Genomic DNA, 26,620 nt, shown 5'->3' with positions numbered 1-26,620 from the left:
CCCTCATGTGAACGGTGTTATTCATACATTAGCACTTGCAGCATTGCCTTTAATAGGTTGGCACGAATGTGATCACGGTGCGCAACAGAAAGTTTAAAATGTGTGCGATCAAGCGCACTTAACATCATATTCGCTTCCCGCCTCGTAATTGCTTTTTCTTCAAGTAAACGCACAACAATATTTTCAGCCGTCTGCTGGTCAATCTTTTCTCCAACGAGCTGACTTAAATGGTCGAATAAAGCCACATCGTCATGTGCCTCTACTTTTTGAATGCGAATGTATCCGCCACCGCCACGTTTACTCTCAACCATATAACCCTTTTCCACGGTAAAACGAGTACGAATAACATAATTAATTTGGGAAGGAACACATTGGAATTGCTTTGCTAGCTCGCTGCGCTTAATTTCCAACAGTGAATCTCCACTGCGCGTGAGCATGGTTTTTAAATAATGCTCAATGAGATCCGTAATATTACGCAACATTCCACCTCCCCTTCTTTGACTTTGACTATCTTTGACTATTATTATAGACGGTCTCCAAAAAAAATTCAACCTCTACCCTCTTACTTTATTATCGCCCGCAAAAAAAGTTCTAGACACATAATTGATTGTAATCTTTAGTCAATGTTATGCTGTATGGAAAGGAGCTGATCTTCATGAACATTGGACAAATTGGCGTCCCGGTCTCGAACTTAGCACGTGCACGGGATTTTTACACCAACACACTTTCATTACCACTATTATTCGAAACAGACACCATGGCATTTCTTCGATGTGGCGACCTCCGCCTCATGCTCACGTTACCGGAAAAAGAAGCATTTGCACATGCCAGTTCTGTGCTTTACTTTCACATCGAAAGTATTCACGATGCATATACTCGCCTGACCAAGCAAGGGGTTTCTTTTGTTGATGAACCGCACATTGTTGCAAAAATAGGCGACACTGCCACCTGGATGACATTTTTTCAAGACACCGAAGGCAATACACTTGCACTAATGAGTGAAGAAGGTTGGAATGAAAGCGACGAATAAAAAACTTAATTTGAAGAGCACAACGAATATCTCGCTGTGCTCTATCATTTACTATTTTCCTCATGAGCGCTGCCCAATACCCGCTCCTTCTATTTGTGATAAGGCTCACCCCGCATGATCCGAAAACTACGATACACTTGTTCCAGCAACATGAGTCGCATCAACTGGTGAGGAAATGTCAATTTTGAAAACGACAATTGCTCATCTGCACGCTGGAGACAAGCATCGGACAATCCAAGGGACCCACCAATTAAAAACACCATTTTACTTTTCCCATGCAATGCTAACTTTGACATGTTCTCTGCTAATTGCTCACTCGTTTTCATTTTCCCTTCAATCGCAAGCGCAATGACATAAGCATCAGGCGCAATGTTTGCAAGTAACCGTACCCCTTCTTTTTCTTTCACTTGCACCATCTCAGCTTGAGACAAATGTTCAGGCGCTTTTTCGTCAGATACTTCCATCTCACGAATCTTAGCATATGCACCAAGCCGCTTCTTATATTCTTCAATACCCACTCGTAAGTATTTATCCTTCAACTTCCCGACAGCCAAAACTGTGATATCCACCTGTTGACAACTCATCCTTCCTTCTCTCTTTTTGTAAGAACTCTGTGGATAACGTAAAAGATATGCACATTTAACTCATAGATTAACCCTTATTATACATGGATTTAGAATTTGTCCACATAGGTTATCAACATATCCACAATTATTTTTTCAATACCTTATAGGTCGCAACATCAGCACAATACATACACGTTAACGGCATCTCTTCACTTTGTTCAAGTTTTTCCATTATTGGTGCGCATTCATATGTATCGACTGCAACATCAAGCGCTAGTTCCACATGTTCTTGACATGCATACAACACAGTCACTTGCCCCCTTATCAAAGCTCTTAGCATCTGTCAAACATTTTAACATAGAAATGACCCGTTGCGATACTCACATTGCGTGCATCAACGGGGCATTTCTTATTTATCTCTATTACACATCTTGCTGCTCAATGAGCGTAGCTTCAACTGTTTCTTTCTTTCCTTCACGATAGAAAGTCAACGTCACTTTGTCACCAATAGACTTTTCTGCGTACAAAATTTTTCGGAGCTCTTGACCACTCTGTACCGCTTCTCCTTCAACTTCTACAATAACGTCTCGCTCTTTCAAACCCGCTTTGTCAGCAGAAGAATTTGGCGCAACCCCAATGACAACAATACCGCCTGTTACATCTTCTGGAAGTTTAAATGTTTCCTGCCAATACGAACTCGGAATTTCATTCAATGCGCGCAACGTAATGCCTAGCGCCGGCCGCCTTACCTCTCCATGCTCTTCCAAATCAGCTAAGATTGGTTGTACAATGGCAGACGGAATGGCAAAACCTAATCCTTCCGCATCCCCGTCAATCTTCATTGAGTTGATACCAATGACTTCTCCATTCATATTAATGAGTGGCCCCCCGCTGTTCCCGGGATTAATCGCGGCATCGGTTTGTAGTACCTCTGCATTCCAATCAATTTGTCCATTACCATTTAGGTCTACAGGAATACTCCGTTCCTTTGCACTAATAATCCCTTGCGTCACACTACCAGCAAACTCAAGCCCAAGTGGATTGCCAATGGCAATCGCTGGCTCACCTACTTGAAGGTCATCAGAGTTGCCAAACTTCGCGACTGTATCTACATGCTTTCCCTCAATTTCTAAAACTGCCAAATCCATTAACTGGTCTTCACCCACAACCCGTGCCGGTACACGCTTACCGTCGGTTAGAGCAACCTCTACTTCAGAAGCTCCTGCAATTACGTGTTGATTCGTCACTACAAACGCGTTGTCGCCAGCCTTCTTATAAATCACACCCGAACCTGTTCCTTGTTCACTACTGGCCTCTGAACCAAACATACCTGCCTCTTGTAAGTTGATCACACCGACTACCGCATCAGAAACCTTGCTCACAATTTCCGTCACCGCAGAACGAATGTCTACATTAATCACATCACCAGAACCAGATTCAATCGTTGTCTCTGGTAACTGAGATGACTGTTTCTCATCGTTCATGCCTAATCCTAAACTAGACATCACCGGGGAAGCAATGAGCACAAGCGCCCCACCAATGATCGCCCCACCAAAGGCCGATAAACCAGACAACCGTTTTACTGGTCTCTGCCGAGAAGTTTGTCTTTCATCATGTTCATCATAATAACCCATGTATGACAACCCCTTTCTTACATGCTGTTTGTCTAAAGTAACTGTCGGCTACTTAAACCAACCTTCATCACATTCATCACATTTTCATTTTTCCATTCTTCATGCACCTATTATACCTCGATATAAGCCGTTGTGCACAATCGTGGGTACATTTAGACGATTTTTTATGAAAACCCATATTCTGTTCGCCAATAAAATCTCTGCTTACACAATAGACAAAGGTGTCGATTTAAAAGGGTCTGTTTCAAATAAATGAATGGTTTCGCCAACACGGTGCCCTTCTTGTGACAGTGTTTGTTCAACCGTCATTCGTGCCAACTCTTTCATGTTATTATCCAAGCTTAAATGTGCCAAGTAAACACTGGACGTCTCCGTATCAATGACTTCATTTAAAGCTACTGCCGCATCTTCATTAGACACGTGCCCAACGTCACTTAAAATACGGCGTTTCACATTCCATGGGTAACGTCCGACACGTAACATGTTTAAATCATGATTTGCTTCAAACACATATGTATGGGCACCTGCAATCGTTTTTTTTATCCGCTCGCTTACATAGCCCATATCTGTCGCAAGCACCAGCTTCCTTCCACCATGACGAAAAATATAAAACATCGGATCGGCCGCATCGTGAGAAACAGGAAACGATTCAACTTCTAAATCGCAAAAGTCACGTACCTCCCCCTGCGCAAAAAGGTACTGCTGCTCTCCCGATAACTGTCCAAGCGCTTTCGACATTGCCTGCCACGTTTTCTCATTCGCATAGATTGGTAGTTGGTATTTTCGCGCAAACACCCCAACACCTTTAATATGATCTTGATGTTCGTGAGTGACTAAAATAGCATCTAACGTCGCTGGATCACGGTCAATCTCAGCAAATAGTGCATTCATCTTTTTTCCTGTCAATCCCGCATCAATTAATAAACGCGTCTGTGATGTTTCCACGTACATCGCATTGCCCGTACTACCACTCGCTAGCACGCTAAAGCGCAGACTCATCGGTTCCCCCCCTCTCTATATTCATCTACTCGATCAAACGGATTTATTTTACCTTCTTCCACTTGTTCCAATTCTCCGCCTATCGTGCTTTCCAATGGCCATTGATAAACAACACCAGATATTGCATCTACTAAGTACGTTTCATTGCGCTTCTTTCCACCGCTTTCTCTTTCGATTTCTACTGTCCAAGCAGGGATAAAATACTCTGTCTCTGAAAATCGCTCTGTCCTCATCTGATAATAACTCAATTCAATATGCGTAACATGATCGTTTCTCCGTAAATGTTGCTTGTCCAATAGCACTTCAAGCGCCTGCAAATACTTGAGTGCATCACGACCACCTACAGTAATGTCAAAGTCATAATAGCGCTGCACGTACCCGGTCACTTGATTATTATCATTCAAATACAATTCAAGCGGTGCTCCTTCAGGTACAACGGTACGTTGTTGTTTAAATTTCTGATCAAAGTATATAGAATCTTCATCTTTACTGGAAAATGTATAACTAAGCCCTTTGTAAATATACGTGCTTAAAAAAGCTGTATAGCCATTCTCTTCATCTGACGTAATGTCAATAGGTGAGTCAAAGGTCGATTCAATCCACCAATTGTCTGCTATCCTGTTAGCTTTTTGAGCGACCAATGACTTTACATCATCTTCTGTAAATGGTTCCCATGTTCCTTTTAAAACAGAACCAGACTCGCGCATATTCCCAATCTCTTCTGGCACATCCGCTACTTTAATATTGTTTTCTTTTAAGCGCGTCTCAATATTATCTGGATCAAACACACCAATTTGACTACGACCCACTTTGTCCATCAATTGCCATGCTAAAAAAACATTTAAGCAAAAGAATGTCACAATAAAAATCGATTTCGTCCGTGTCCAGTTCATGTATTTGCCTCCTAATCCCACAAGAAACGATGCCAAACGCCATCATCGTCTTTATAAAACCACCTCGGCTCAAAAATGAGACGATCAGCCTCCACACTCAGTTTCACGTCATACCCTAATTTTAAATCAGTTACAGTCACTTTTTGGCGATCTAACTCCGTAAGCACATCCACACCTGGTGACATTAATGGCTTACTTATTTGTATCGACTGACCGAGTCTAATTAGCGGGCGCTCATACCTTCTAACACTTGTCCCTTCACGCTTTATCCACATCTTCATTGGTGGCTCTTTCATCCCAGGATATGGAAAAATAGGATACCCATTATCGTACAAATAAAACTCAACTTCACCACCATACGTGTTCATCGTCCAATGACCAACCATATATTGATCTGTCCAACCACCAAAAAGATTAATAAAAGACACACTTGATTCTAAAATATGAGTGTCAGGCTCTCCATCTGACTCTACGGATAATTGATAATCATACTCTAAAAAATTTTGGACTGCATCAACAGTCACTGTACGTCGACCGTCAGTTGAGATTCTATTCCCGTTTACATTCCCTTTTGTGATCACGCCGTCTTCCAAGAACAGTTTCGTCATCCCGTCCGCGGACAACCGATCTATATACCTTTCATACCGATCCATCTCGATCGCTTCAGCGGTCACATACCAGCGAGGTGAGAATGTGTCTTCTTGAACGTCTCCTCCTCCAATTTCTGCACGTACTTCGCTCTTTTCATCCACCGCTAAATACGCTTCAAAATGTGCCCGACTCATCTCTATACTAACTGTATGGACCTCATCCTCGTTGTCGCTAGTAAACTGCATCAAAACAGCATCTTTCTCTTCATCCTCATATAAGAATAAACGATCCAATACTTTCTCTTTCACAAAGCCAATTTCTTCTTCTACGTTTGACTGTTCAAACAACATTGTCACTGGAACTGACACAGGAAAAATGACTTCAATTCCCTCTGAGGGCATCTCATCCACATTCTCCGCCATTTCTACCCATTTACTTTTTTTGATATCGCTCAATAAATTTTCAGATTTTTCTTTGCTGTTTATCAAATAATACTGAGACGGTCCGCTGTGAATGACCATTTGCGACGGACGCAACAAATCAACGATCTTTCTTTGGTCTCCTAAACGCACATGGTCTGCACCTTTATCCTCTTTCCCCATGTCTAAGTCGTCAATTTTTGGTTGGAATATCCACAGCTGGTAAGTTAACCAACCACTAAGCACCACCAATGAGATGAGGACTAGTGTTTTGAGTCGTTCGTACCTCATCCTCTCCCTCCTTTAAACGTATAGGGCAATGTAATATACACGGTTGTCCCTTTTTGATACTCACTCGATATCCATATCTCCCCATCGTGTGCCTGAATATATTCTTGTGCAATCGCCAAACCAAGTCCTGTCCCACCGACATTCCGTGCACGTGCCTTATCAACACGATAGAAACGATCAAATACTTTTTCTTGTGCTTCTTTTGGAATACCTAACCCTTGGTCAGAAATGCTTATTTGTGCCTGCTTTCCTCGCTGCAACAACGTCACAACAACATTTCCTCCTTTAGGAGAGTATTTCATCGCGTTTGAAATAACATTGTCAAGCACTTGCGTGACTTTATCGGCGTCCATCCGCACATATAACGGTTGCCGAGCTATACGTCGGACAAACGTAATGTTCTCATCCTTAACAATCATGTCAAATCGATCAATCACGCCATGCAAAAAAGCACCTAATTCTACGGAGCTGAGCGTGAGACGATAATCTTTTGCATCAATTTTCGATAGTTGTAATAAATCATTGACTAAACGAATCATGCGCTCCGTCTCATTTTGTGTTACCTCTAAGAAACGTGGTGCAATTTCCTCATCACTTAGCGCACCATCTGCTAACGCTTCTAAATAACTTTTAAGCGTTGTTAATGGTGTACGTAACTCGTGAGAAACATTTGCAACAAACTCACGTCGTTCACGCTCAATTTTCTCTTTCTCTGTGACATCATGTAAAACAGCAATAAAGCCATTGATTGGACCTTCTTCTTCTTGAATGGTAGAAAAATTGGCTTCAATCATAAATGATTCCTCGTCAGTACTAAAGTCCAATAAAATAGGCTTATCTCGGTGATATAAATCAACGAGACGGTGTGTATTCTCCAAACGAAGTACACTCATAATTGGTTTCCTCAATACGTGTTTGAGCGATACACCAAGCAACTCCTCCGCCCGGCGATTCAATAAAATAATCGAGCCACTCTGATCAGTTGCAATCACACCATCTGTCATATGACTTAATACAGAACGCAAACGTTTTTGCTCACGGTCCCGCATAAGCGTCGTGACATGTAATTTACTTGTCAATTCATTAAAAGAAGCAGCGAGCTCACCAATTTCATCTGTACTGTACACACGAACTTGTCTGGAAAAATCCCCTCTCCCCATCCGTAAAGCTTGCTTACGAATATCCATAATCGGCAACGTGATCGTTCGTGCCAACAAAACAATGAGCGCGGATGTAATGATCAGTGCGATGACGGTTCCCGACACGAAAATGCGGTTGATATCTTGCACTTGTTCATACACATGCTCCACTGGTGCTTCAATATAAACTGCACCTATCACTTCACCTTTACCCGCACGTACATCCATTGCTTGAACTAAATAACGCCTCTTATCTTTTGGCTTGAGACGAAGTGAGAACTCTGGAAAAGGTCTGGCATCTAACGCCCGCTTAATAATCGGTTTGTTTGTTTTTTGACCTATGAACTTTGCATCATCGTCAAATGAACTGGCCAATATCGTATTATCTTTACTAATCACTTGTGCACGCACAGGAGCATCACTTTCAGCAGGAAAAATATTTTTCAACATGATCTCTAGTTCTGCGTTATCCGAATCCAATAAGTATTCGGCCGCAGTCATCTGTGCCATTTTTGCACGGTCTTTTAACACCGTCGTATAATTGCCGACTAATCTATTTTCTAATTCACGTAAAAAATACACACTCACAATCATCATCGCAATGACAATCAGCAACACATAAATTACAATAAGTTTGAAACGAATCGACTTAAAAAAACCAACCTTTTGTTCCATTTATTCCTGCTCCTGGCTTTCTGGCGTCGCCAAATAATAGCCCACCCCACGCCGTGTCATAATACATGTCGGATAACTCGGGTTATCCTCAACTTTTTCTCGCAAACGTCGCACTGTAACATCAACAGTACGCACATCGCCGAAATAGTCATACCCCCACACAGCCTGCAGTAAATGCTCGCGCGTGAGCACCTGTCCTAAATGTTGCGCCAAATAATGAATCAACGCAAACTCACGATGCGTCAAGTCAAGCGCCTCTCCCCGCTTCTTCACCTGATATGCCTCTGGAGAAATGGTTAAATCACCAATCATGATGGCTGTTTGATTTGTGTCTGACTCTTCTTCTGTTACTTGTTGTCTGCGTAGATTAGCCTTTACACGTGCCAATAATTCCCTCGTACTAAATGGTTTTGTTACATAATCATCTGCACCTAATTCTAAGCCGAGCACTTTATCGATCTCTGAATCTTTTGCTGTTAACATGATGATCGGTACATCATGCTGCTTGCGCACTTCACGACATACTTCAATCCCATCTTTGAACGGCAACATAATATCGAGCAAAATAAGGTCGGGCAGGCGCTCCTCCACCTGCGCGAGTGCTTCATTTCCATCATACGCGCACGTAACATGAAAACCCTCTTTTTCCAAGTTAAATTTTAATATATCTGCAATTGGTTTTTCGTCATCTACAACAAGAATATGTTTGTCCATTAAGAAGCCTCCTCTTCAACGTGGAAAACAATTAAAACAGCGTGAAACGCGTTTAAAAACTTGAAACCTCCGCTTCGTCTCTTCCAGTGTAACATACATAGAAAACAGAAACAGACATGGTTACCTCCATTCTAAGCGAAAAAGCACGTTGGGACAACTTTTACCCAACGTGCATGTTTTCATTTTTTGTTTGTATACGGGCCTACATTGGCATTGTCTTGCAGCGATAACAGTTCGGATACAGTGACAAATTCGTATCCTTCTTCCTCAAGCACCGACATCACATCCGGTAATGCTTCCGCTGTAGATGGATGAATGTCATGCATTAAGATGATCGCCCCATTATGAACGTGATTTAACACTTCTTGCTTCACCGCTGCCGCATTGCGACTCTTCCAGTCAAGTGAATCAACAGACCAATTAATAACCGGTAGTTGCTGCGTCTCTGCGACTGAAAGTAACGCCTCATTATATGCCCCATAAGGAGGACGCATCGTTTTCGGCTGGAGACCTGTGGCTTTTTCAATTTCAGCGCTCGTTTTTTCTAGTTCATCTGCTATTTTCGCAGACGATAATTTTGTCATATCCAGGTGATTAACCGAATGATTTCCTAATTCATGCCCTTGGAGTGCCACTTCATTTGCCAAGTCTGGATATACTGACACTTGCGTCGCAATCATATAAAATGTCGCCCGTGCATCAAACTGCTGTAATGTCTCAAGCACAGACGGCGTCACATTTGGATGTGGACCATCGTCAAAGGTAAGCGCGACATACTTGCCCTCGGGATCGAGTACCGCCTGCTCTTGCTCAACAGCCTTTTTTCGCTCTTGTTTTTCCTCGGCTAAATACAATTGGTCAGCAATATCATCTTTTAAGTAGAGCACAATCTCTTCTGTTGGAATCTCAACATGAATCGCCCCAGCTGCCCCTGCGGCGACGGCATAGGAATCAAAGTAAAGTGAAAATGTATCATGATCGAGTGCCCACTTCCACGTTGACGGCTCGGCTAACACCGTTTCTAGGTCATCATAAAATACTTGAAAATAGTCCTCTTCCTTTTTTTGCAATTGCGCTTTCACAAGTTCATGGATATGCTTACGCACCTCATCATCAATGTCCATGACATCTTCAATATGAAGGATACGATCACCTTTAATATCAATAATAAACGTCTGCATAAATTCTTGCCCGTTCGCGCCACCAACGTATTGGTAAGAATGAAACACAAGACTATAAATATCATCTGTTACCTTGTTAATATTTACATTAATATTTAAATGGGCGGGCTCTAGCTTTAAAGCTTCCGCGTTCTGTTTAACAGTGTCAAGAAATTCTTGTTCTTGGACATCAATCCAAGTATGGACTTCCTTATTGATTTTCTCGCTTTCCGTCTTTGGCTTACTGATGGAAGATGTGTATCGTTCCCCTTGCGTTGTCACCGTCGTAATATCTAAGCCCGGATAAGCACTTTTTTCAACCTTTTCTTTCTCTACGGCCTTCGTGACCGGCACAACTGCCTGCTTTGTCGTATGATCGAATGGTCCTACAGTGAATACTGCAACACTTTTCACTACTAGAATCACGAACAACACTGCTAACACATACACTTTCCGCCTCATCTGATCCAAGTCCCTTCCACTCCAATTCCAAGCGATTTTAATGGCGGTACACGTCAACGTTTTACCCCAAAAAAATTACTTTAGAACTCTCATTGTACACACGCTCACAAGTAAGCGCAATGGGGTAAGGAATAATCCAAAATCTCCGAATTAGTCCATCAAATGACCTTGCACCTCTCTACATATGTTACAATGAAAGCGATTACAATTATGGAAGGAGCGATACGAATGGATATCAACCTACTATCAAAACGGTTCATTGTCTTTGCCAACACAGAAGGTGTTTCATCCAGCCCATTATATGCGTCCTTAAGCCGTGAGATTGCGAAAGATCATGAACTACTCACGCTGTGTATGCACGTACAGACGGGGCAACCTGTCGCCAATTTACTCTTTGCTGCTGTTCAGTATACATTAAAGAAGTATCCGGATGATGCGCTTTATCAATACTACCCAAGCTTTGTCCAAAACCCAAAAGCGCCAGAAAGTGCCTTCCCTGCTTTTAAAACATTTTGCTTAAAATACGAGGAAGCAATTCGCCCCCTACTTGAGACAAAACTTGTCCAAACAAATGAAGTAAGGCGCTGCGTTTACTTATACCCAACATTTTCTTACATTTACCAAAAGACCAAAAAGCCCCTTGCGCTCATTGAAATTGGCACAAGCGCTGGCTTGCAACTATTTTGGGATCGCTACCATTATGCTTATCCTTCCATCGGTCACGTTGGCAATACTACATCCTCTGTTCATCTTTCTGCCGATGTACACAAAGGAGATCTGACCTCATTGATAAGTCAAGACACCCCACCTGTCACGACACGTATCGGCTTAGACTTGCATATCAATGACCCGGCAAATGACGAAGATACTGCGTGGCTATGGGCACTTATTTGGCCCGAGCACCATGAACGTCGCCAGTTGTTTGAACAAGCTGTTGCTTACGTCAACAGCCACCGCCATGAGCTCCAACTCATTGAAGGAGACGGTGTCGCCCTGTTAGCTGATGTTGCAGCAACGATACCACAAGATACAACACTTTGTGTGTTCCATACGCATGTAGCCAATCAAATGCCAAAAGAGACGAGACAACAGCTCCTTGATACCATTACACACATCGGGCAAACACGTGATACTTTCCACGTTTATAACAATATCTTTGATGATGCCTTGCGTCTCGATGCCATCATCTCCGGACAGACGTACAGTGAAAAGATTGCCGACACAGACGCACATGGGCGTTTCTTTTCCTGGTATGGTGGGGAAACAGTGAATGCTTACGCATAACAAAAAGCACGTCTTGTGATCGTTCGACAAGACGTGCTGCTCCATCAAGCTTTCGGTGTTTCATTTCTCTCTTCAATCGTGCCTTGTTCATAAGATGCACGTAATTGTGCCTGCGTTAGTTCTTCGCCCATTTCTTCGTTGAAATGCAACTGCTTTTCTTCTTTCTCTTTCATTTTTCAAGCCCTCCTTATTTGGGGATAAGGATAAGATGCCCATTCAAAGAAGTCGGCATGCGATCTGGGCTCAATACAAGCAAAAAAGCGAGCCACCACCTATGTGGTCCACTCGCTTTCTTTTCTGTCAATGCCGGCCAGAGGACTTGAACCCCCAACCTACTGATTACAAGTCAGTTGCTCTACCAATTGAGCTAGGCCGGCTTATACATGGTGGCTCGGGACGGAATCGAACCGCCGACACACGGATTTTCAGTCCGTTGCTCTACCGACTGAGCTACCGAGCCTTATGTATTTGTTATAAAAATGGCGGTCCGGACGGGACTCGAACCCGCGACCTCCTGCGTGACAGGCAGGCATTCTAACCAACTGAACTACCGGACCATATGAGGCTAAATATAACCTCTTTACTCAAAAAAGTGACCCGTACGGGATTCGAACCCGTGTTACCGCCGTGAAAGGGCGGTGTCTTAACCGCTTGACCAACGGGCCACAAAAGTAAAATGGTGAGTCATGAAGGATTCGAACCTTCGACCCTCTGATTAAAAGTCAGATGCTCTACCAACTGAGCTAATGACTCAAACATTATCATCGACGCACAAAACGCTCAGGCGACAAAATTTATATTACCACAGCTTAAAAGCTGTTGCAACCCTTTTATGAAAAATATCTCCGATAAATGACTTTTCTCGACGAGATCAACGATTGGAAAGCGAAGATGCAAACAATTCCCCCTCCGCTTCCAATGCATCATTCTTCTCTTAAGAAAAAATATCCTTTACCAAATTCGTTTGATCACGGTCCGGTCCAACCGAAAACACGCTGAGTGGCACACCCACGAGCTCACAAACACGCTCGACATAGCGGCGGGCATTTTCCGGTAACTCATTTAATGTTTTCACACCAGTAATATCTTCATGCCAACCAGGTAACGCTTCATACACCGGTTCACACAAAGCAAGCACATTCAAACTCGCTGGAAATGCGTCTAAAATTTCTCCTTTATAACGATAACTTGTACAAATATAAAGCGTTTCAATGCCTGTTAAGACATCAATTGAGTTTAATGACAGGTCGGTGATCCCACTCACACGCCGTGCATGACGAACAACGACGGCATCAAACCATCCAACACGTCGTGGGCGCCCTGTTGTTGTACCATATTCTCGACCTATTTCACGAATACGATCACCAATCTCATTCGTTAGTTCTGTCGGGAACGGCCCATCCCCTACACGGGTCGTATATGCTTTTGACACACCCACAACATGATCAATTTTAGCTGGTCCTACACCTGATCCAATTGTCACACCACCAGCCACAGGGTTTGACGACGTCACAAATGGATATGTTCCTTGATCCAAATCAAGCATCACCCCTTGTGCTCCTTCAAACAGTACACGCGCACCCGCATCAAGTGCATCGTTTAATACAACCGAAGTGTCCGTCACATAATGCGCAATCTGCTCCCCATAGGCAACATATTCTTCAACAATCTCATTCGCATCAAATCCTTCTGTTTCATAATACTTCTCAAACAGGCGATTTTTCTCCGCGAGTACCGCTTCTACTTTCGTTCGGAACGTATCTTTTTCTAACAAGTCCGCAATACGAATACCAATTCGTGCTGCTTTATCCATATAAGCAGGGCCAATCCCTTTTTTTGTCGTCCCAATTTTATTTGCACCTTTTCTTTCTTCCTCAACAACATCTAATTTAATGTGATAGGGAAGAATCACATGCGCCCTGTTACTAACCCGCAAGTGATCGGTTGAAACCCCTCTTTCATGTAAATAAGCAAGTTCTTCCACAAGTGCCTTCGGATCAATAACCATCCCATTCCCGATGACACACGTTTTTTCTGGATAAAAAATCCCTGAAGGAATGAGATGCAACTGATATTTTTCTCCACCAAACACAATTGTATGTCCCGCATTATTTCCACCTTGATACCGGGCAACAACATTTGATTTCTCCGATAAATAGTCCGTAATCTTTCCTTTTCCTTCATCGCCCCACTGTGTACCTACTACCACTACTGAAGACATCTATATACCTCCACTCTATGTCGCAATCCATCGTCAGTATAACAGCTCACCTACAAGACGTCAATAAAAATACGAACAAAGTATCATTTATATATTTAAATGTTCGATTTTTTTCTGTGTTGCCGATCTTTCACCATACTAACCTCAGGGTTTCCTAAGTCACCTTTCAAAATACACGATCCTAGTGAACGATGTGTTTTTGGGAAGCATAAAAAACTGCCCAAAAAGTCATTACACATGACTTTTTGAACAGCTTACACATCATTCTATTTAAGACTAAACAAGATTATTTCCCTGTTTCTTTCCTGTGAATAACTGCTTTATCCACGAAACAATCGTGTCGACAACTAAATACACAGCTGGGATGAGCAAGAGCGTAATGAGTGTCCCAAACAACAACCCAGAAATGATCGCAATTGCGAGGGGCGCTTGATAACTACTTGATCCACCTATCGCCAGCGCAAGTGGTAACATCCCTCCCGCGGTCGTGAGCGTCGTCATAAAGATTGGACGCAAGCGGTCTACACCAGCTTGTACGAGTGCTTCGTGACGCGACATACCGTCTTCACGTAACTGGTTAATGCGTGTCACAAGTAATATGGCATTGTTTAAGATGATCCCAACTAAGATCACCATCCCGATTCCAGACAAAATGTTTAATTCTTGCTGGAATATAAACAGCCCTAAAAGCACACCTGTAATTGACACTGGGATCACCGACATCACCATCAGCGGTTGAATCATACTATTAAATTGCACTGCCATCACTACGAAAGCCAAGAAAACCGCTACACCTAGAATCATGAGTATATCTTGTTCCGCTTGCTCTAATTCTTCTAGGTCACCACCTTGTATGACTTCATAACCATCTGGTACATCGATCGCAGAAACCGCTTCATTTGTGAGCGCACGCACCGCCCCTAAATCCATTGCCATTACTGGGTACTCACCACTTACCGTTAACGTTCTTTCACCATCTTCATGAGCAATTTGTTGCGGTGCAGTCTTTTCTTCAAGACTGACAAAGTCAGATAATGGACGCAGCCCTTCTGGTGTCATCCACTCCGTCTCTTCCAACTGTTTTTTTGTTTCAATTTTCTCTGCTGGCGCTAAATAAACCGACACTTCTTCACCTTGCTCACTCTGTATCATGCCAATTGGCTGCTTATCAAACAGTAAACGGATCGCCTCACGCGCTTCTGATGGGACCATCCCCGCGCCTTCAAGCGCTTTTTCGTCTACATTGACATGGAAAGTTTGGACTTGTTTTTCCATCGAATGACCTACATTGCGCAGGTCATCATTTTTTTCTAGCTCAGCAACTAACTCATCTCCAACTTTTGTCAATGTCTCTAGCGATTCTCCTTGTATCGTAACAGACAATGCGCCGCTACCAGTCATATCGCCACCACCCATTAGATCGCCAACAGAAACAATCGGGTGCTTTTCTTCTAAAGACTCAAACCGTTTGACGGTTTCTTCGTAAACCCCGTCATATGTCGCTTCAGGTGGCAATGTGATCATCACTTGTAGCATCTCATTCGATACTGCTATGATCAAATTTTCATCAATACCCTCAACGTTTTTCATTAGTTCGTTCATCGCTTCAGCCGTTTTTTCTCGCTCTGATGCCGAGACGCCATCTTCAAGTGTCACCATCACTTGTACTTCACGTCCGCCCTCCGTCGGAAAGAGACCTTTTGGAATCACAAAGATAAGTACTAAAGAAACGATAAACATGATAAAGAACGAGATGATCACGACAATGCTGCGCCACATGCGCCCCGTAACCCAGCCAGATAACGCCGCATATACAACTTGCGCTTTCGTCCGATGTTGTTTATGCTTAACTGATTTTTTTAACCATAAATTCGATAGCACAGGAATCACCGTAAAAGAGATGACAACTGAACTAATGAGTGCAATGGCAATGACCAATCCCAGTACAAGAATAATTCCCCACATCGGTCCACCAACAATGGCAATTGGAATGAAGACAACCACTGTCGTCAATGTCGATGCCACAACCGCTGAGGCAACTTCTCTTGTCCCATCGATCACCGCTTTTCTACGTGAAACACCATTTTGCATTTGCTTGAAAATCGACTCTAAAATGACAATCGCTGCATCGACCATCATACCAATTCCGAGACCTAGCCCCATTAAGGACAGCATATTGATCGTGTATCCCATTGGCCACATTAGCCCCACCGTTAGCAAAATGGATGTTGGAATCGCGATCGCCATAATGAGTGTTGCCCGTACATGCCGTAAGAACAAAAGCAAAATGACAAGTGCGAGTGCACCACCGATTAAAACATTCATCCAGACATTATCAATTGAATCGGTAATAAAATCCCCCGCTGCAATCATTTCCGTTAATTGCGCTTCACCGAGCACATCCTCATCTTGAATCTTTTTTAACTCTTTTCGTGCTGCCTCAGCAAGTGAAACATCTGTCGCACTCTCAGACGGAGCAAGCTGAATCGATAAATAATTGGTGTCACCGTTATACCACACCATTGCCGCCCCGTCATCCAAACCCTCTGCCGAGAACGTTACTAAATCGCCTAAAGGTTCGATGCCATTATTCGTCCGAATTTTAATCTCTTTTAAAGTCTCTTCATTGGTGATTTCTTCTTCCCACCGTATTTGTACCTGCTCATCACCAGCGTTGATTGAACCTAGTACGCCGCCTATGTTTTCTTCTTCTAGTCGTTGCGCAATTGAAAGTGGCTCAACCCCTTTTTCTCGTAACTTTGTGTCATCCCACTTTAATGTGATTTCACGGTTCACCGCGCCTGATACCGTCACTGAGCCTACTTCATCTAACGCTTCAAATCGTGGTTTAATCATTTGACGTGCTTTTTGTGAGAGCTCGTCAAGATTTTCCCCGTAAAAGTTTAAAAAATAGCTGTCTCCTGTGCCCATAGCAGAATACGTAATAGATTCGGTCACTTTTGCATGATCACTTTCAACACTTTTCACAACCTGTTCCAATGCTGGATATGCGTCATCAACCGTGCCTTCTTTAAATACTACTGACAATTCTATGAGCCCATCTGATGTTGTTGAATAATACGTATCAACGTCATCCAAACTGTCTATTTGCTGTTCTAATTCTTTCGTAACCTCTTCTAACTCCAGTGCACTCATACTTCCTGCATACAACGTGACGCCTGCTTGATCAATACTCATCTCCGGCATTAATTCCATATCAAGCTTCGATGCCCCCCAAGCGCCAAATACAATCGTTGCAATAACGGCTAAAGCAACGACAAGATTTCTCTTCAATAGTCCATTTAATAACCATTTCATTCGTTTTTCACACTCCTGCTTTTTAAATAATAACGTATGTTTCAACTTCTTCTAAACACTTGAACCTCCTTATACCTAGTGTAATAGCTCAATAGTACACGATATCCCCCCTCTTGACAAGCACTATTACGATAAAGTTTCAAAAAAATGAGCGAAAAGGAGATCTCTCCCGCTATCGCTCATCTTTTTCAACATCTACTTTGACAAAACTTGTAGGATATTCATTATTTTTTCTTCCGATACAAAGCCATCGTAATCGGCGCAAAAATTGCTGTGAACGCCACAGAAATGATGCATGTTAACCAAATATCATTTGCGACGTCTACACCATGCATCAATCCACGGATTGCACTCACTAAAATAGAAATCGGGTTCCACTCCACAAAGCCTTGCAACCAAGATGGGAGTGTATTAGGATCAATAAATGCATTACTCATAAAAGTAAGCGGAAACATCACCATCATACTGACACCCATCAATGACCGTTCTGACCTCATAATGAGCCCCAACATCGTCCATATCCATGACAAACTGACGGAAAAAATGATTAACAAGCCGACAGCTGTGAGCACACCGATGAAGCCCCCCTCTGGTCGGAAGCCTAACACAAGACCGAGTGACACCATAATCGTTGAGGCAACTGTATAGCGAACCGCATCAACAAGCATTGCACCCACAAGAACTGACGGGAGCCATACAGGTAGCGTGCGGAAACGATCAAACACTCCTTTTGTGACATCCTTATTTAAATCGATACCCGTGTACATTGTAATCATAACGACCGTCATCGCTAAAATACCAGGCAAAAGGTACTGCAAATATTCCCCTGGTGATCCAGCGATAGCCCCGCCAAACAGATACGTATACATCAATAAAAAGATGACGGGGAAAGCGGTAATATCAAACAATTGCTCCGGCACATGCTTAATTTTTAATAACGCCCGCCCAGCAAATGTCCATGAAGCTGTTAGTGCATTGGGTGGCGTTGGTCGCGCCGATGACGTGAATACGTTCATCATGTCTTTTTTCTTCTGATTCATGAAGTTGCCCCCTCTTCATCCGCATCTTTTACACCGGTTTCATGACCGACGAGTGCTAAAAACACTTCATCCAAGCTCGGCTGTCCAAAGGAGAAGTCCGCCACTTTTACACCACTTTGTGTCAATTGTAGTAACGCTTGCGCTACTTTTTCTGGATCAGAAATGCGTGCTGACAACATCGCTTGGTCAGAAGGAAGATGAACGTCGCAGTTGAGCGCCCGTTTTAGTGCTTCTTGTGCACGCACGCGATCATCACGATGTTGCAGCCGAATGTGCAACATCCCTGTTCCAACCGAAGCCTTCAGTTCTCCACTTGTTCCTTCAGCAATAATTTTTCCATGGTCAATCACAGCAATGCGGTCTGCCAATTGGTCTGCTTCATCCAAATATTGCGTAGTTAATAGCACCGTTGTCCCATTGTCCACTAATGCTTGAACAATCTCCCACACTTGCTTCCGGCTTTGTGGGTCCAGTCCAGTTGTCGGCTCATCCAAAAATAGTAACTGTGGTGCAACCACAAGACTTGCAGCAATATCAATGCGCCGACGCATCCCGCCAGAATACGTTTTTACTTGCTTTTTCGCTGCTTCTGTCAAATCAAATGCCTCTAACAACTCATGAGCCCGTGCCTTTGCTTCTCTCCCCTTATAACCCATTAATTTTGAGATCATCTTCAAGTTTTCTAATCCAGTAATCTCTTCATCTACTGAAGCGAACTGCCCTGTTAAGCTAACGCGCTTACGAACGGCCGCAGTTTCTCTCATCAAGTCATGACCAAAAATACGTACATCTCCCGCATCTGGCTTTAAAAGGGTCGCCAGCATGCGTACCGTCGTTGTTTTGCCGGCGCCATTTGGTCCTAAAAACCCGTAAACAGAGCCCTTTTTCACTCGTAAATCAATGCCATCGACTGCTCGCTTTTCACCAAACGTTTTCACAAGACCGCTAGCTTCAATCGCCCACTCTGCACTGCGTTTTTCACCATTCATTTCTTCAACACCTTTCACTCGTATATTTCTATGACAACCCTCATATTTATGTGGAAATACTTTTTTCTCAAACATTCCGGTGCTATTTATCCACGAGCAAGCACCCCCTCTAAAAAGTATTTCACACCTTTACGATAGAAAGGTTTTAATTCACGCCCTTCATAATACAACGTTCCGAGCCCATCCAATAAACCGCCAAAAATGACCGCCAACTCCTCAGGTGACTCACCTTTGATTTGCCCTTCTGCTATCGCTTCAGCAAAAATGCTTGCATAGATTTCCCGATGCTGCTTCCCGGCTTTCTTCATCATCTCACTCACCATCGACATATCAGAATGGCGCAAAAAGAATTCTTCTGATACTTGAACTAACGGGTGTTGAAAGTCTTCTGCATAATGTATGGCAACACCGTACAATTTCTCTATAAATGATTGATAATCCTTTTCTTTTTCATACCATTGTGTTGTCCACTCATCCCAATGCTGGAAAAGTACTTCCGTAAACAGATCGATCTTATTCTTGAAATGATAATAAATACTCCCTTTACTCACACCACTAAAATGAACAAGCTCTTCCATCGATGTTGCGGCATAACCTTTTTGAATAAATAGCTGACGCGCTTGTGCTAAAATATATTGCTTCTTTTTTTGTCCTTTATCTGTCCTCATCATGGCACCCCTAAAAACCGACTGTTCGGTTTAATTTTAAACCTTACAGCATAAAAAGTCAACCACCTCTTTTAATATGCAAAAACACAGCAGGTTGCCCTACTGCGCTCTAACGTCATGCTTTTTACACATGTCTATAAAAAATTGGTGCAAGCGGTGGTCATTTGTTAACTCTGGATGGAAAGAGCATGCAAGAAACGACCCTTGACGAACCGCAACCATTTCTTCGTTAAACATAGCTAGCACTTCCACATCGTCACCAACTCTTTTCACAAGTGGCGCACGAATGAACACGGCCCGTACATCATTGGCAATGCCCTTCACAGAAACATCTGCTTCAAAACTTTCTCGTTGACGACCAAACGCATTGCGCTCTACAGTCATATCCATATAACCAAGGTGACCATCTTTTTGCTCCGTCAGCTCGCGCGCCATTAAAATCATCCCTGCACACGTACCAAAAACGGGCTTTCCTGCTGCACCGAACTGCACAAGTGGTTCAAAAAACGAATATTTGTCAATAAGCTTACGCATGGTCGTTGATTCTCCACCAGGTAAGATCAAACCATCTACGTCTGCTAGCTGCTCTGGACGCTTCACTTCGACTGCACACGCCCCACTCACTTCGATCATACGAATATGTTCTTTCACTGCTCCTTGCAGCGCAAGCACACCAATTGTGACCATTTTATGTCTTCCCCTTTATTTTAAATGCATCTGCAGCTTACCAGCCACGATCTTGCATGCGCTCTCCTGCTGTCAACGTTGAGATTTCAATTCCTTTCATTGCTGTACCGAGATTTTTTGATAGTGACGCAATTAACTCGTAATCGCTATAGTGTGTTGTCGCTTCAACAATTGCTCGCGCAAATTTTTCCGGGTTATCAGATTTAAAAATACCCGAGCCAACAAAGACACCGTCTGCACCAAGCTGCATCATCAGTGCAGCATCCGCTGGCGTTGCTACACCGCCCGCTGCAAAGTTGACAACGGGTAACTTACCCATCTCTTTAATTTCTAACAACAACTCATATGGCGCGCCTAGTTCTTTTGCCATCGTCATTAGTTCATCTGTCGCCATATTTGCTACTTGCTTAATTTGCGCTTGCATTTGCCGCATATGCCGAACTGCTTCAACAATGTTCCCTGTCCCAGGCTCACCTTTCGTACGAATCATTGAAGCGCCCTCACCGATTCGTCGTGTCGCTTCTCCTAAGTCTCTCGCACCACAGACAAAAGGTACAGTAAAATCGCGTTTATTTAAGTGATATACTTCATCAGCAGGTGTGAGCACTTCACTCTCATCAATGTAGTCTACACCCATAGACTCTAATACACGCGCCTCAACAATATGACCGATACGTGCTTTCGCCATGACTGGAATCGTGACCGCTTCCATTACTTCTTCAACAATGGTTGGGTCAGCCATGCGAGCGACACCACCAGCTGCACGAATATCTGAAGGCACTCGCTCAAGCGCCATGACTGCAACTGCACCCGCTTCCTCAGCAATTTTTGCCTGTTCGGCATTGACAACATCCATGATGACGCCGCCTTTTTGCATTTCTGCCATGCCTCGTTTCACTCTATCTGTTCCGGTCTGATTCATGGTTTTCCCCCCTCATTTTCTATCCTCATTTAGTATACCTTAAAATAAGCAAAGATTGTATGATAATCATCAAAAAGAGGGGTTGGCCCCCTCCTTTCATTCCTTAACTAAACAGTCCCCCGACCCAATCCGTTAGGCCCGTCCACAATCCAGAGAAAAATCCACCTATTCCACGCATCGTTAACGTAAACCATCCTGCTTTCTCGACTTCATTTGCAGTTACCAGGTCCACTTGCAATTCATCCCCATCAATATACGATGTTGGCTCCGATAATGAGATCTTTAACGTTCCGACCTTTTCACCCTTTTTTAGCGGTGCAACAAGACGCCCCTCATCATCTAATTTATCTTCATCTAACTTAATCTCCGTTGTGTAAGACGCATCTTGTTGACGGCTGAAAAGCAAAGACACATCATCTTTCGTGACAACTTGAACTTCCTTTTCTTTCCCCACAGCAACCTCAATCAAACCTTTATCAGGTTGTGCACCTTTTTCTAACAGTATTTCTTGATCAAAATGGTTGAAACCATAATCTAAAAGTTTGGCTGTTTCATTAAAACGATCTGCGCGCGTGTCCGTGCCCATCACTACTGTAATTAAGCGCGTGTCACCTCGCTTTGCTGTGGCAGTAAAGTTATTGCCTGCAGCAGATGTATACCCGGTCTTCAAGCCATCAATCCCACTGTACTCATGATCTGCACCAGGTAACATTTCATTCCAATTTGGCATATCAACCTTTTCATCTGGACCTGCATTAAACTCGGCAAACGGAATACTTGCTGTCTCTAGCACTTCTGGATAATCACGTAATAAGTAATACGCTAATTTTGCAACAGACCTTGCTGAGAGAGAGGTCTCACCATTTGGTTCCGTTCCTTCTGGCCGTAAATCTCCTAAATCTGCATTATTTAATCCACTTGCATTAACAAACTCGTACTTTTCTAAGCCAAGCTCTGCAGCTTTTTCGTTCATTAAGCCTACAAAACTTTTTTCAGAACCTGCCACGTGTGTTGCAAGCGCCATGGTTGACGCATTGGCCGAATAAATGGCCATCGACTCATATAAATCCTTTACCGTATAAGCATAATCTTGCCTTAAAGGAACGTTAGACAGCGCTCGCTTATGGGACAACGTCGCCAATTCAGCGGAAATGGCCACTTCATCATCCCATGCAATTTTCCCTTCCTTGATGGCTTCTAAAATTAAGTACTCACTCATTAACTTTGTCATACTTGCAATTGGTAGCTGCTCATCACTTCCTTGTTCAAACAAAACTTGACCACTGTTTGCATCGATGATAATCGCAGCAGCCCCGTCCACTTTTATCGGTTCTGCTGCCGCCACCTTCGAACCGAAAACCGTTATCAACACAAGCAAACTGAGAAAAATACGACTCAGCGTCCGTGTCGACTGTTTCACTTGTCCCACACTGTCACCTCCACAAATTTTACCACCTGTGCTATTTTACCATGCCCCTACAACATCTGGAAGTTAAAATTAAAACATCTAGCCTCGTCTTCACACCTAACCCCCAGTATATCGAGAAAGCCTCGTCTCCTGTGAACTTTACAACGAATAGTTTGGTGCTTCCTTAGTAATCTGCACATTGTGAGGATGACTCTCGCGCAAGCCCGCTCCAGTGATTCGAACAAATTTTGCTCGTTCACGTAAGTGTTCAAGGGTCTCTGTGCCGCAGTAACCCATACCAGCTCGCAAACCTCCAACTAGCTGATGAATCGTATCTTTAAGCGTCCCTTTGTATGCTGTCCGTCCTTCAATACCTTCAGGAACCAATTTTTGATTATTTTCCTGGAAATAACGGTCTTTACTCCCCTTCTCCATTGCCCCTAGAGAGCCCATGCCTCTATACACTTTGTATTGTCGTCCTTGGTAAATTTCCGTTTCTCCCGGACTTTCCTCTACACCAGCTAGCAAGCTGCCAAGCATGACCGCATGGCCGCCTGCAGCCAATGCTTTGACGATGTCACCAGAGTATTTAATTCCCCCATCAGCAATAATTGGCACACCGTGTTTTCGCGCCTCTGATGCACAATCATATACGGCCGTCACTTGTGGTACACCAATGCCTGCCACAATGCGCGTTGTGCAGATCGACCCTGGACCAATCCCAACTTTTACGACACTCGCTCCTGCTTCAATAAGCGCACGTGTTGCCTCTGCTGTCGCTACATTCCCAGCAATAATGGTCAAGTCAGGATAACGATTGCGTACTGCACGTACTTTGTCTAGCACGCCTTTAGAGTGTCCATGTGCTGTATCAATAACAATGGCATCTGCACCAGCTTTTACCACCGCCTCAATCCGCGCATCCGCATCAGCAGATACACCAATTGCAGCTCCAACAACTAACCGCCCTTGACTATCTTTTGCCGAATTTGGAAACTCAATGACCTTTTCAATATCCTTGATCGTAATTAACCCTTTTAACATGCCTTGATCGTCTGTTAAAGGTAATTTTTCAATCCTATGTTGTTGCAAAATTTCAGCCGCCTGTGCAAGCGTCGTACCGACTGGTGCTGTCACCAAGCCTTCTTTTGTCATGACATCATCAATTCGCATACCGTAGTCTTCAATAAAGCGTAAATCCCGATTTGTAATAATCCCTACAAGTTTTTGGGACTCGTCCACAATTGGCACCCCAGAAATGCGATATTTTGCCATCAAATGTTCGGCATCATACACCTGACGGTCAGGCGTTAAAAAGAAAGGATCGGTAATGACCCCACTTTCCGAACGCTTCACTTTATCAATCTGGTCTGCTTGTTCATCAATGGACATATTTTTGTGAATAATACCCATGCCACCTTCACGAGCAACAGCAATCGCCATTTCGGATTCAGTGACCGTATCCATTCCCGCACTCATAACAGGGATGTTCAATGTGACATGATCACTCAACCGCGTCTTGACCGAAACATCCCGTGGCAATACATTCGACTCGGCAGGTACTAACAATACATCGTCAAACGTCAAACCTTCTTTTTCAAATTTACGCTCCCACATTCTTCTCATCATCGCCCTTCAAAAGACCAAAAATAATTACTTAGTAGCTTATCAATTGGGCAAACTACTGTCAAGGCACGGATCTAAATCGTTTTTTTCAGAATTCACTTCCTAAACAAGCGAGGGATGCTTCATGGAACATATGACCTTATTCGAATCCGCTCCTTACACACGAGCATACTTGGCGAAAAGATATGAATCATTATCCGTCATAGACGTAAATAAAATGAGCTACAAAAACTGCTATACCTTTATGTATCAGTTGAAACATGGAAAACTTTACTTATCTCAAGCACATACCGCACCGATTGATATACAACCTATGTTACTATTTTACGGTCTAACCCAGCTCATTAAAGCGTGTATACTCACAGTCGATCCATTTTATCCAACAACAACCGCCGTTCTTGCGCATGGGGTCACGACGAGAAAACGCAAAAAACAGGACTACGCTTTTCTCGACGACGAAGTTAAAATTCAACACCGTGGTCTATACAAACACATGTTAAATACAATGTTCCACATGAAACATTTTCCTATTGACAAGTACACCATGAAAATCTTACTAAAACAACTACCAGCCATGCAACCTTTATTTCAGTCTTTGCGATCTGAAGATATTTATTTTATAGGTAAGCACCTTAACGAATCAACCATTGTGTTTGATTCTAACGTGCTTGATCAATATCACATGACTGCCACACGAATGACGAATTACTTACATGATACGGGGCTTAAAAACGACTCACTGCATACGTATGAAAAGCGAGGAGACCTCTTTCTAACCATTTCCACAGGAAACTTCTCTGTAGAAAAATTAACCTCACTCCGCTTCACACAAACACACACGCCTGTCTTACACCGGAATAGAGCTGATTGCTTATTGCTACCTGAGTTAGCGGTATATTATTTGGTCCTTTATAATTTGAGCATGATTTGCCGCTACGAGACAGAATGGTGGGGTGAACGATTGCATACAATGGACAGTGATGATATTCCTTTCATCAAAAGCTTCTTGAGACAAGCCCAAGAGAGGATTCCGCAATTGATTAGTGCTGAACTTGACACATAGCCCTATTTCTCGAGGGAATGCACAAACACCAATTCCTTTTGTCTAAAAAAACAATTTGTGAAAATCGGGTATATTAAGCTGCTTCCAAAATTGACAACCGCACTCAGTCCGAAATTGTGACATAATTAAGACCGTTGGGTTTCCATGCGTACTGATTACAATCTTTCCTCTCCTATCTTTAAATGAAAAATATACTGTAATCCTTTTGGGCCGATTACTCGCTTGCCTGTGTCTATAAAACCTCCTCTTTTATACACCTTTTGTGCACCTGTATTGCGCTTGTTTACTGCTAATACAATCTCGTTTTTCAATGGAAAGTGGCATTGCACAAACAATGCTAGTTTTTTAATTGACTGCACAGCAAATCCTTTTCCTTGTTCAGGTAAATTAATAAGATAGGCGCGCAAGAGAACTGCCTGCTCATTATCACTATACACCTTAACTGCTTCTCCTATAGACATAACAAAAAATCCTACTGCATGCCCTAAATATGTCACAACAACAGGGAAACGGTCTTTATCTTCTAAACACTTCTTTAAAGACTCTCCAGGCAGTTCTGTAAACTCAAGCTGTTGCTCCGGCAAATAAAATGCTTCAAGTTCATTTCTGAATTTCCCCTCATACAAACATAGTGTTATCTCGTTTTCATTTAATAGATTCATATGAGTTCCTCCTTGTTTTTCAGCTCAAAAAAGCACACCCAGTGGGATGTGCTTTTAAACTAACTATCAACCCGGCACCGATCTACGCTCGCAGGGGGAAGCCCCCAACTACTATCGACGCAAAAGAGCTTAACGACCGTGTTCGGCATGGGAACGGGT

General features: G+C 43.1%; 24 protein-coding genes, 5 tRNA genes and 1 rRNA gene. 3 read left to right on the top strand and 27 right to left on the bottom strand.

The features are described from left to right. Window positions 1–17 precede the first annotated feature (17 nt). Entirely contained in the window at window positions 18–479 is a 462-nt protein-coding gene (locus BLT29_RS10095) for a CtsR family transcriptional regulator (protein WP_090776302.1), read from the bottom strand. A 176-nt stretch (window positions 480–655) separates the two neighbouring features. On the opposite strand from BLT29_RS10095, the gene BLT29_RS10090 reads away from it, so the two are divergent. After that, entirely contained in the window at window positions 656–1,030 is a 375-nt protein-coding gene (locus tag BLT29_RS10090; RefSeq protein ID WP_090776204.1) for a VOC family protein, read from the top strand. A gap of 89 nt (window positions 1,031–1,119) precedes the next feature. Here BLT29_RS10090 and rlmH read toward each other — a convergent pair whose 3' ends face one another. The 9 genes from rlmH to BLT29_RS10045 all read right to left on the bottom strand — a co-directional run bounded on the left by rlmH (window position 1,120) and on the right by BLT29_RS10045 (window position 10,573). Beyond that, window positions 1,120–1,614, bottom strand: coding sequence for a 23S rRNA (pseudouridine(1915)-N(3))-methyltransferase RlmH (gene rlmH, locus BLT29_RS10085; RefSeq protein WP_437182639.1), 495 nt, complete (start codon window positions 1,612–1,614; stop codon window positions 1,120–1,122). 127 nt (window positions 1,615–1,741) lie between these two features. After that, the gene (locus BLT29_RS10080; RefSeq protein ID WP_090776203.1) at window positions 1,742–1,903 is read right to left on the bottom strand and encodes a CxxH/CxxC protein; all 162 of its coding nucleotides are present in this window, start codon (window positions 1,901–1,903) and stop codon (window positions 1,742–1,744) included. Window positions 1,904–2,018: 115 nt separating this feature from the next. Beyond that, window positions 2,019–3,230, bottom strand: a complete 1,212-nt coding sequence (locus BLT29_RS10075) for a S1C family serine protease (protein WP_090776202.1) — start codon at window positions 3,228–3,230, stop codon at window positions 2,019–2,021. Window positions 3,231–3,434: 204 nt separating this feature from the next. Then, window positions 3,435–4,229 carry an MBL fold metallo-hydrolase gene (locus tag BLT29_RS10070; RefSeq protein WP_090776201.1) on the bottom strand — a complete coding sequence of 265 codons (795 nt, stop codon included), beginning with the start codon at window positions 4,227–4,229 and terminating at the stop codon, window positions 3,435–3,437. Further along, on the bottom strand, window positions 4,226–5,122 hold the full coding sequence (locus BLT29_RS10065) for a two-component system regulatory protein YycI (RefSeq protein WP_090776200.1): 897 nt from the start codon (window positions 5,120–5,122) through the stop codon (window positions 4,226–4,228). The genes BLT29_RS10070 and BLT29_RS10065 overlap by 4 nt, the downstream gene beginning before the upstream one ends. Window positions 5,123–5,133: 11 nt before the next feature. After that, window positions 5,134–6,423 (bottom strand): YycH family regulatory protein, encoded by a 1,290-nt coding sequence (locus tag BLT29_RS10060; RefSeq protein WP_090776199.1) that lies wholly within the window; start codon window positions 6,421–6,423, stop codon window positions 5,134–5,136. Then, a complete protein-coding gene (walK, locus tag BLT29_RS10055; RefSeq protein WP_090776198.1) occupies window positions 6,420–8,237 on the bottom strand; it encodes a cell wall metabolism sensor histidine kinase WalK in 1,818 nt (605 codons plus the stop codon). The genes BLT29_RS10060 and walK overlap by 4 nt, the downstream gene beginning before the upstream one ends. Then, window positions 8,238–8,951, bottom strand: coding sequence for a response regulator YycF (gene yycF / locus BLT29_RS10050; protein WP_090776197.1), 714 nt, complete (start codon window positions 8,949–8,951; stop codon window positions 8,238–8,240). 179 nt (window positions 8,952–9,130) lie between these two features. Next, window positions 9,131–10,573 (bottom strand): polysaccharide deacetylase family protein, encoded by a 1,443-nt coding sequence (locus tag BLT29_RS10045; protein ID WP_090776196.1) that lies wholly within the window; start codon window positions 10,571–10,573, stop codon window positions 9,131–9,133. A 228-nt stretch (window positions 10,574–10,801) separates the two neighbouring features. Here BLT29_RS10045 and BLT29_RS10040 point away from each other — a divergent pair, with 228 nt between their 5' ends. Beyond that, a complete protein-coding gene (locus tag BLT29_RS10040) occupies window positions 10,802–11,857 on the top strand; it encodes a DUF2332 domain-containing protein (protein ID WP_090776195.1) in 1,056 nt (351 codons plus the stop codon). 44 nt (window positions 11,858–11,901) lie between these two features. Here the strand turns inward: BLT29_RS10040 and BLT29_RS13915 are convergent, their stop codons facing one another. The 15 genes from BLT29_RS13915 to guaB form a co-directional block, all read right to left on the bottom strand. Beyond that, the gene (locus tag BLT29_RS13915; RefSeq protein ID WP_281241414.1) at window positions 11,902–12,030 is read right to left on the bottom strand and encodes a hypothetical protein; all 129 of its coding nucleotides are present in this window, start codon (window positions 12,028–12,030) and stop codon (window positions 11,902–11,904) included. 131 nt (window positions 12,031–12,161) lie between these two features. Further along, a tRNA-Thr gene (locus BLT29_RS10035) sits at window positions 12,162–12,234 on the bottom strand. Between the two features lie 7 nt (window positions 12,235–12,241). Beyond that, window positions 12,242–12,317: transfer RNA gene (locus BLT29_RS10030), tRNA-Phe, on the bottom strand. Between the two features lie 20 nt (window positions 12,318–12,337). Beyond that, window positions 12,338–12,414 (bottom strand) — tRNA-Asp (locus BLT29_RS10025). A gap of 36 nt (window positions 12,415–12,450) precedes the next feature. Next, window positions 12,451–12,522: transfer RNA gene (locus BLT29_RS10020), tRNA-Glu, on the bottom strand. Between the two features lie 12 nt (window positions 12,523–12,534). After that, window positions 12,535–12,610, bottom strand: a tRNA-Lys gene (locus tag BLT29_RS10015). Window positions 12,611–12,791: 181 nt separating this feature from the next. Further along, entirely contained in the window at window positions 12,792–14,078 is a 1,287-nt protein-coding gene (locus BLT29_RS10010) for an adenylosuccinate synthase (RefSeq protein WP_090776194.1), read from the bottom strand. Between the two features lie 276 nt (window positions 14,079–14,354). After that, window positions 14,355–17,396, bottom strand: a complete 3,042-nt coding sequence (locus BLT29_RS10005) for an efflux RND transporter permease subunit (protein WP_141769883.1) — start codon at window positions 17,394–17,396, stop codon at window positions 14,355–14,357. Between the two features lie 224 nt (window positions 17,397–17,620). Further along, the gene (locus BLT29_RS10000; RefSeq protein WP_090776192.1) at window positions 17,621–18,436 is read right to left on the bottom strand and encodes an ABC transporter permease; all 816 of its coding nucleotides are present in this window, start codon (window positions 18,434–18,436) and stop codon (window positions 17,621–17,623) included. Continuing rightward, a complete protein-coding gene (locus BLT29_RS09995) occupies window positions 18,433–19,425 on the bottom strand; it encodes an ATP-binding cassette domain-containing protein (RefSeq protein ID WP_090776300.1) in 993 nt (330 codons plus the stop codon). The genes BLT29_RS10000 and BLT29_RS09995 overlap by 4 nt, the downstream gene beginning before the upstream one ends. Window positions 19,426–19,511: 86 nt before the next feature. Beyond that, window positions 19,512–20,093: a TetR/AcrR family transcriptional regulator gene (locus BLT29_RS09990; RefSeq protein WP_176763887.1), complete on the bottom strand. Its 582-nt coding sequence runs from the start codon at window positions 20,091–20,093 to the stop codon at window positions 19,512–19,514. A gap of 99 nt (window positions 20,094–20,192) precedes the next feature. Next, window positions 20,193–20,780: a pyridoxal 5'-phosphate synthase glutaminase subunit PdxT gene (gene pdxT / locus BLT29_RS09985; protein WP_090776190.1), complete on the bottom strand. Its 588-nt coding sequence runs from the start codon at window positions 20,778–20,780 to the stop codon at window positions 20,193–20,195. A 37-nt stretch (window positions 20,781–20,817) separates the two neighbouring features. Next, window positions 20,818–21,702, bottom strand: coding sequence for a pyridoxal 5'-phosphate synthase lyase subunit PdxS (pdxS, locus tag BLT29_RS09980; protein WP_090776189.1), 885 nt, complete (start codon window positions 21,700–21,702; stop codon window positions 20,818–20,820). 103 nt (window positions 21,703–21,805) lie between these two features. Next, window positions 21,806–23,131 carry a D-alanyl-D-alanine carboxypeptidase family protein gene (locus BLT29_RS09975; protein WP_245701221.1) on the bottom strand — a complete coding sequence of 442 codons (1,326 nt, stop codon included), beginning with the start codon at window positions 23,129–23,131 and terminating at the stop codon, window positions 21,806–21,808. 138 nt (window positions 23,132–23,269) lie between these two features. Next, on the bottom strand, window positions 23,270–24,727 hold the full coding sequence (guaB, locus tag BLT29_RS09970; protein WP_090776188.1) for an IMP dehydrogenase: 1,458 nt from the start codon (window positions 24,725–24,727) through the stop codon (window positions 23,270–23,272). A gap of 133 nt (window positions 24,728–24,860) precedes the next feature. Here guaB and BLT29_RS09965 point away from each other — a divergent pair, with 133 nt between their 5' ends. Next, window positions 24,861–25,799: a YaaC family protein gene (locus tag BLT29_RS09965; protein WP_090776187.1), complete on the top strand. Its 939-nt coding sequence runs from the start codon at window positions 24,861–24,863 to the stop codon at window positions 25,797–25,799. Between the two features lie 155 nt (window positions 25,800–25,954). Here BLT29_RS09965 and BLT29_RS09960 read toward each other — a convergent pair whose 3' ends face one another. Next, window positions 25,955–26,461: a GNAT family N-acetyltransferase gene (locus BLT29_RS09960; protein WP_245701219.1), complete on the bottom strand. Its 507-nt coding sequence runs from the start codon at window positions 26,459–26,461 to the stop codon at window positions 25,955–25,957. Between the two features lie 69 nt (window positions 26,462–26,530). Further along, window positions 26,531–26,620 (bottom strand): 5S ribosomal RNA (rrf, locus tag BLT29_RS09955); the annotation flags it as partial.

It is taken from the genome of Shouchella lonarensis (genome assembly GCF_900096965.1).
GTDB lineage: Bacteria > Bacillota > Bacilli > Bacillales > Bacillaceae_D > Shouchella > Shouchella lonarensis.
The sequence above is the reverse complement of the archived record's forward strand: the minus strand, read 5'-3'. Positions and strand labels throughout refer to the sequence as shown.

Bases quoted from the DNA above. Each gene is read 5' to 3' on its own strand.
- BLT29_RS10060 (WP_090776199.1), bottom strand. From the start codon at position 6,423: ATGAGGTACGAACGACTCAAAACACTAGTCCTCATCTCATTGGTGGTG.
- BLT29_RS10010 (WP_090776194.1), bottom strand. From the start codon at position 14,078: ATGTCTTCAGTAGTGGTAGTAGGTACACAGTGGGGCGATGAAGGAAAA.
- BLT29_RS10040 (WP_090776195.1), top strand. From the start codon at position 10,802: ATGGATATCAACCTACTATCAAAACGGTTCATTGTCTTTGCCAACACA.
- BLT29_RS10000 (WP_090776192.1), bottom strand. From the start codon at position 18,436: ATGAATCAGAAGAAAAAAGACATGATGAACGTATTCACGTCATCGGCG.
- BLT29_RS13915 (WP_281241414.1), bottom strand. From the start codon at position 12,030: ATGAAAGAGAAAGAAGAAAAGCAGTTGCATTTCAACGAAGAAATGGGC.
- BLT29_RS09965 (WP_090776187.1), top strand. From the start codon at position 24,861: ATGGAACATATGACCTTATTCGAATCCGCTCCTTACACACGAGCATAC.
- BLT29_RS10005 (WP_141769883.1), bottom strand. From the start codon at position 17,396: ATGAAATGGTTATTAAATGGACTATTGAAGAGAAATCTTGTCGTTGCT.
- BLT29_RS10070 (WP_090776201.1), bottom strand. From the start codon at position 4,229: ATGAGTCTGCGCTTTAGCGTGCTAGCGAGTGGTAGTACGGGCAATGCG.
- rlmH (WP_437182639.1), bottom strand. From the start codon at position 1,614: ATGAGTTGTCAACAGGTGGATATCACAGTTTTGGCTGTCGGGAAGTTG.
- guaB (WP_090776188.1), bottom strand. From the start codon at position 24,727: ATGTGGGAGCGTAAATTTGAAAAAGAAGGTTTGACGTTTGACGATGTA.
- BLT29_RS10045 (WP_090776196.1), bottom strand. From the start codon at position 10,573: ATGAGGCGGAAAGTGTATGTGTTAGCAGTGTTGTTCGTGATTCTAGTA.
- BLT29_RS09995 (WP_090776300.1), bottom strand. From the start codon at position 19,425: ATGAATGGTGAAAAACGCAGTGCAGAGTGGGCGATTGAAGCTAGCGGT.
- pdxT (WP_090776190.1), bottom strand. From the start codon at position 20,780: ATGGTCACAATTGGTGTGCTTGCGCTGCAAGGAGCAGTGAAAGAACAT.
- BLT29_RS10065 (WP_090776200.1), bottom strand. From the start codon at position 5,122: ATGAACTGGACACGGACGAAATCGATTTTTATTGTGACATTCTTTTGC.
- walK (WP_090776198.1), bottom strand. From the start codon at position 8,237: ATGGAACAAAAGGTTGGTTTTTTTAAGTCGATTCGTTTCAAACTTATT.
- BLT29_RS09960 (WP_245701219.1), bottom strand. From the start codon at position 26,461: ATGAATCTATTAAATGAAAACGAGATAACACTATGTTTGTATGAGGGG.
- BLT29_RS10090 (WP_090776204.1), top strand. From the start codon at position 656: ATGAACATTGGACAAATTGGCGTCCCGGTCTCGAACTTAGCACGTGCA.
- BLT29_RS09990 (WP_176763887.1), bottom strand. From the start codon at position 20,093: ATGAGGACAGATAAAGGACAAAAAAAGAAGCAATATATTTTAGCACAA.
- pdxS (WP_090776189.1), bottom strand. From the start codon at position 21,702: ATGAATCAGACCGGAACAGATAGAGTGAAACGAGGCATGGCAGAAATG.
- BLT29_RS10075 (WP_090776202.1), bottom strand. From the start codon at position 3,230: ATGGGTTATTATGATGAACATGATGAAAGACAAACTTCTCGGCAGAGA.
- yycF (WP_090776197.1), bottom strand. From the start codon at position 8,951: ATGGACAAACATATTCTTGTTGTAGATGACGAAAAACCAATTGCAGAT.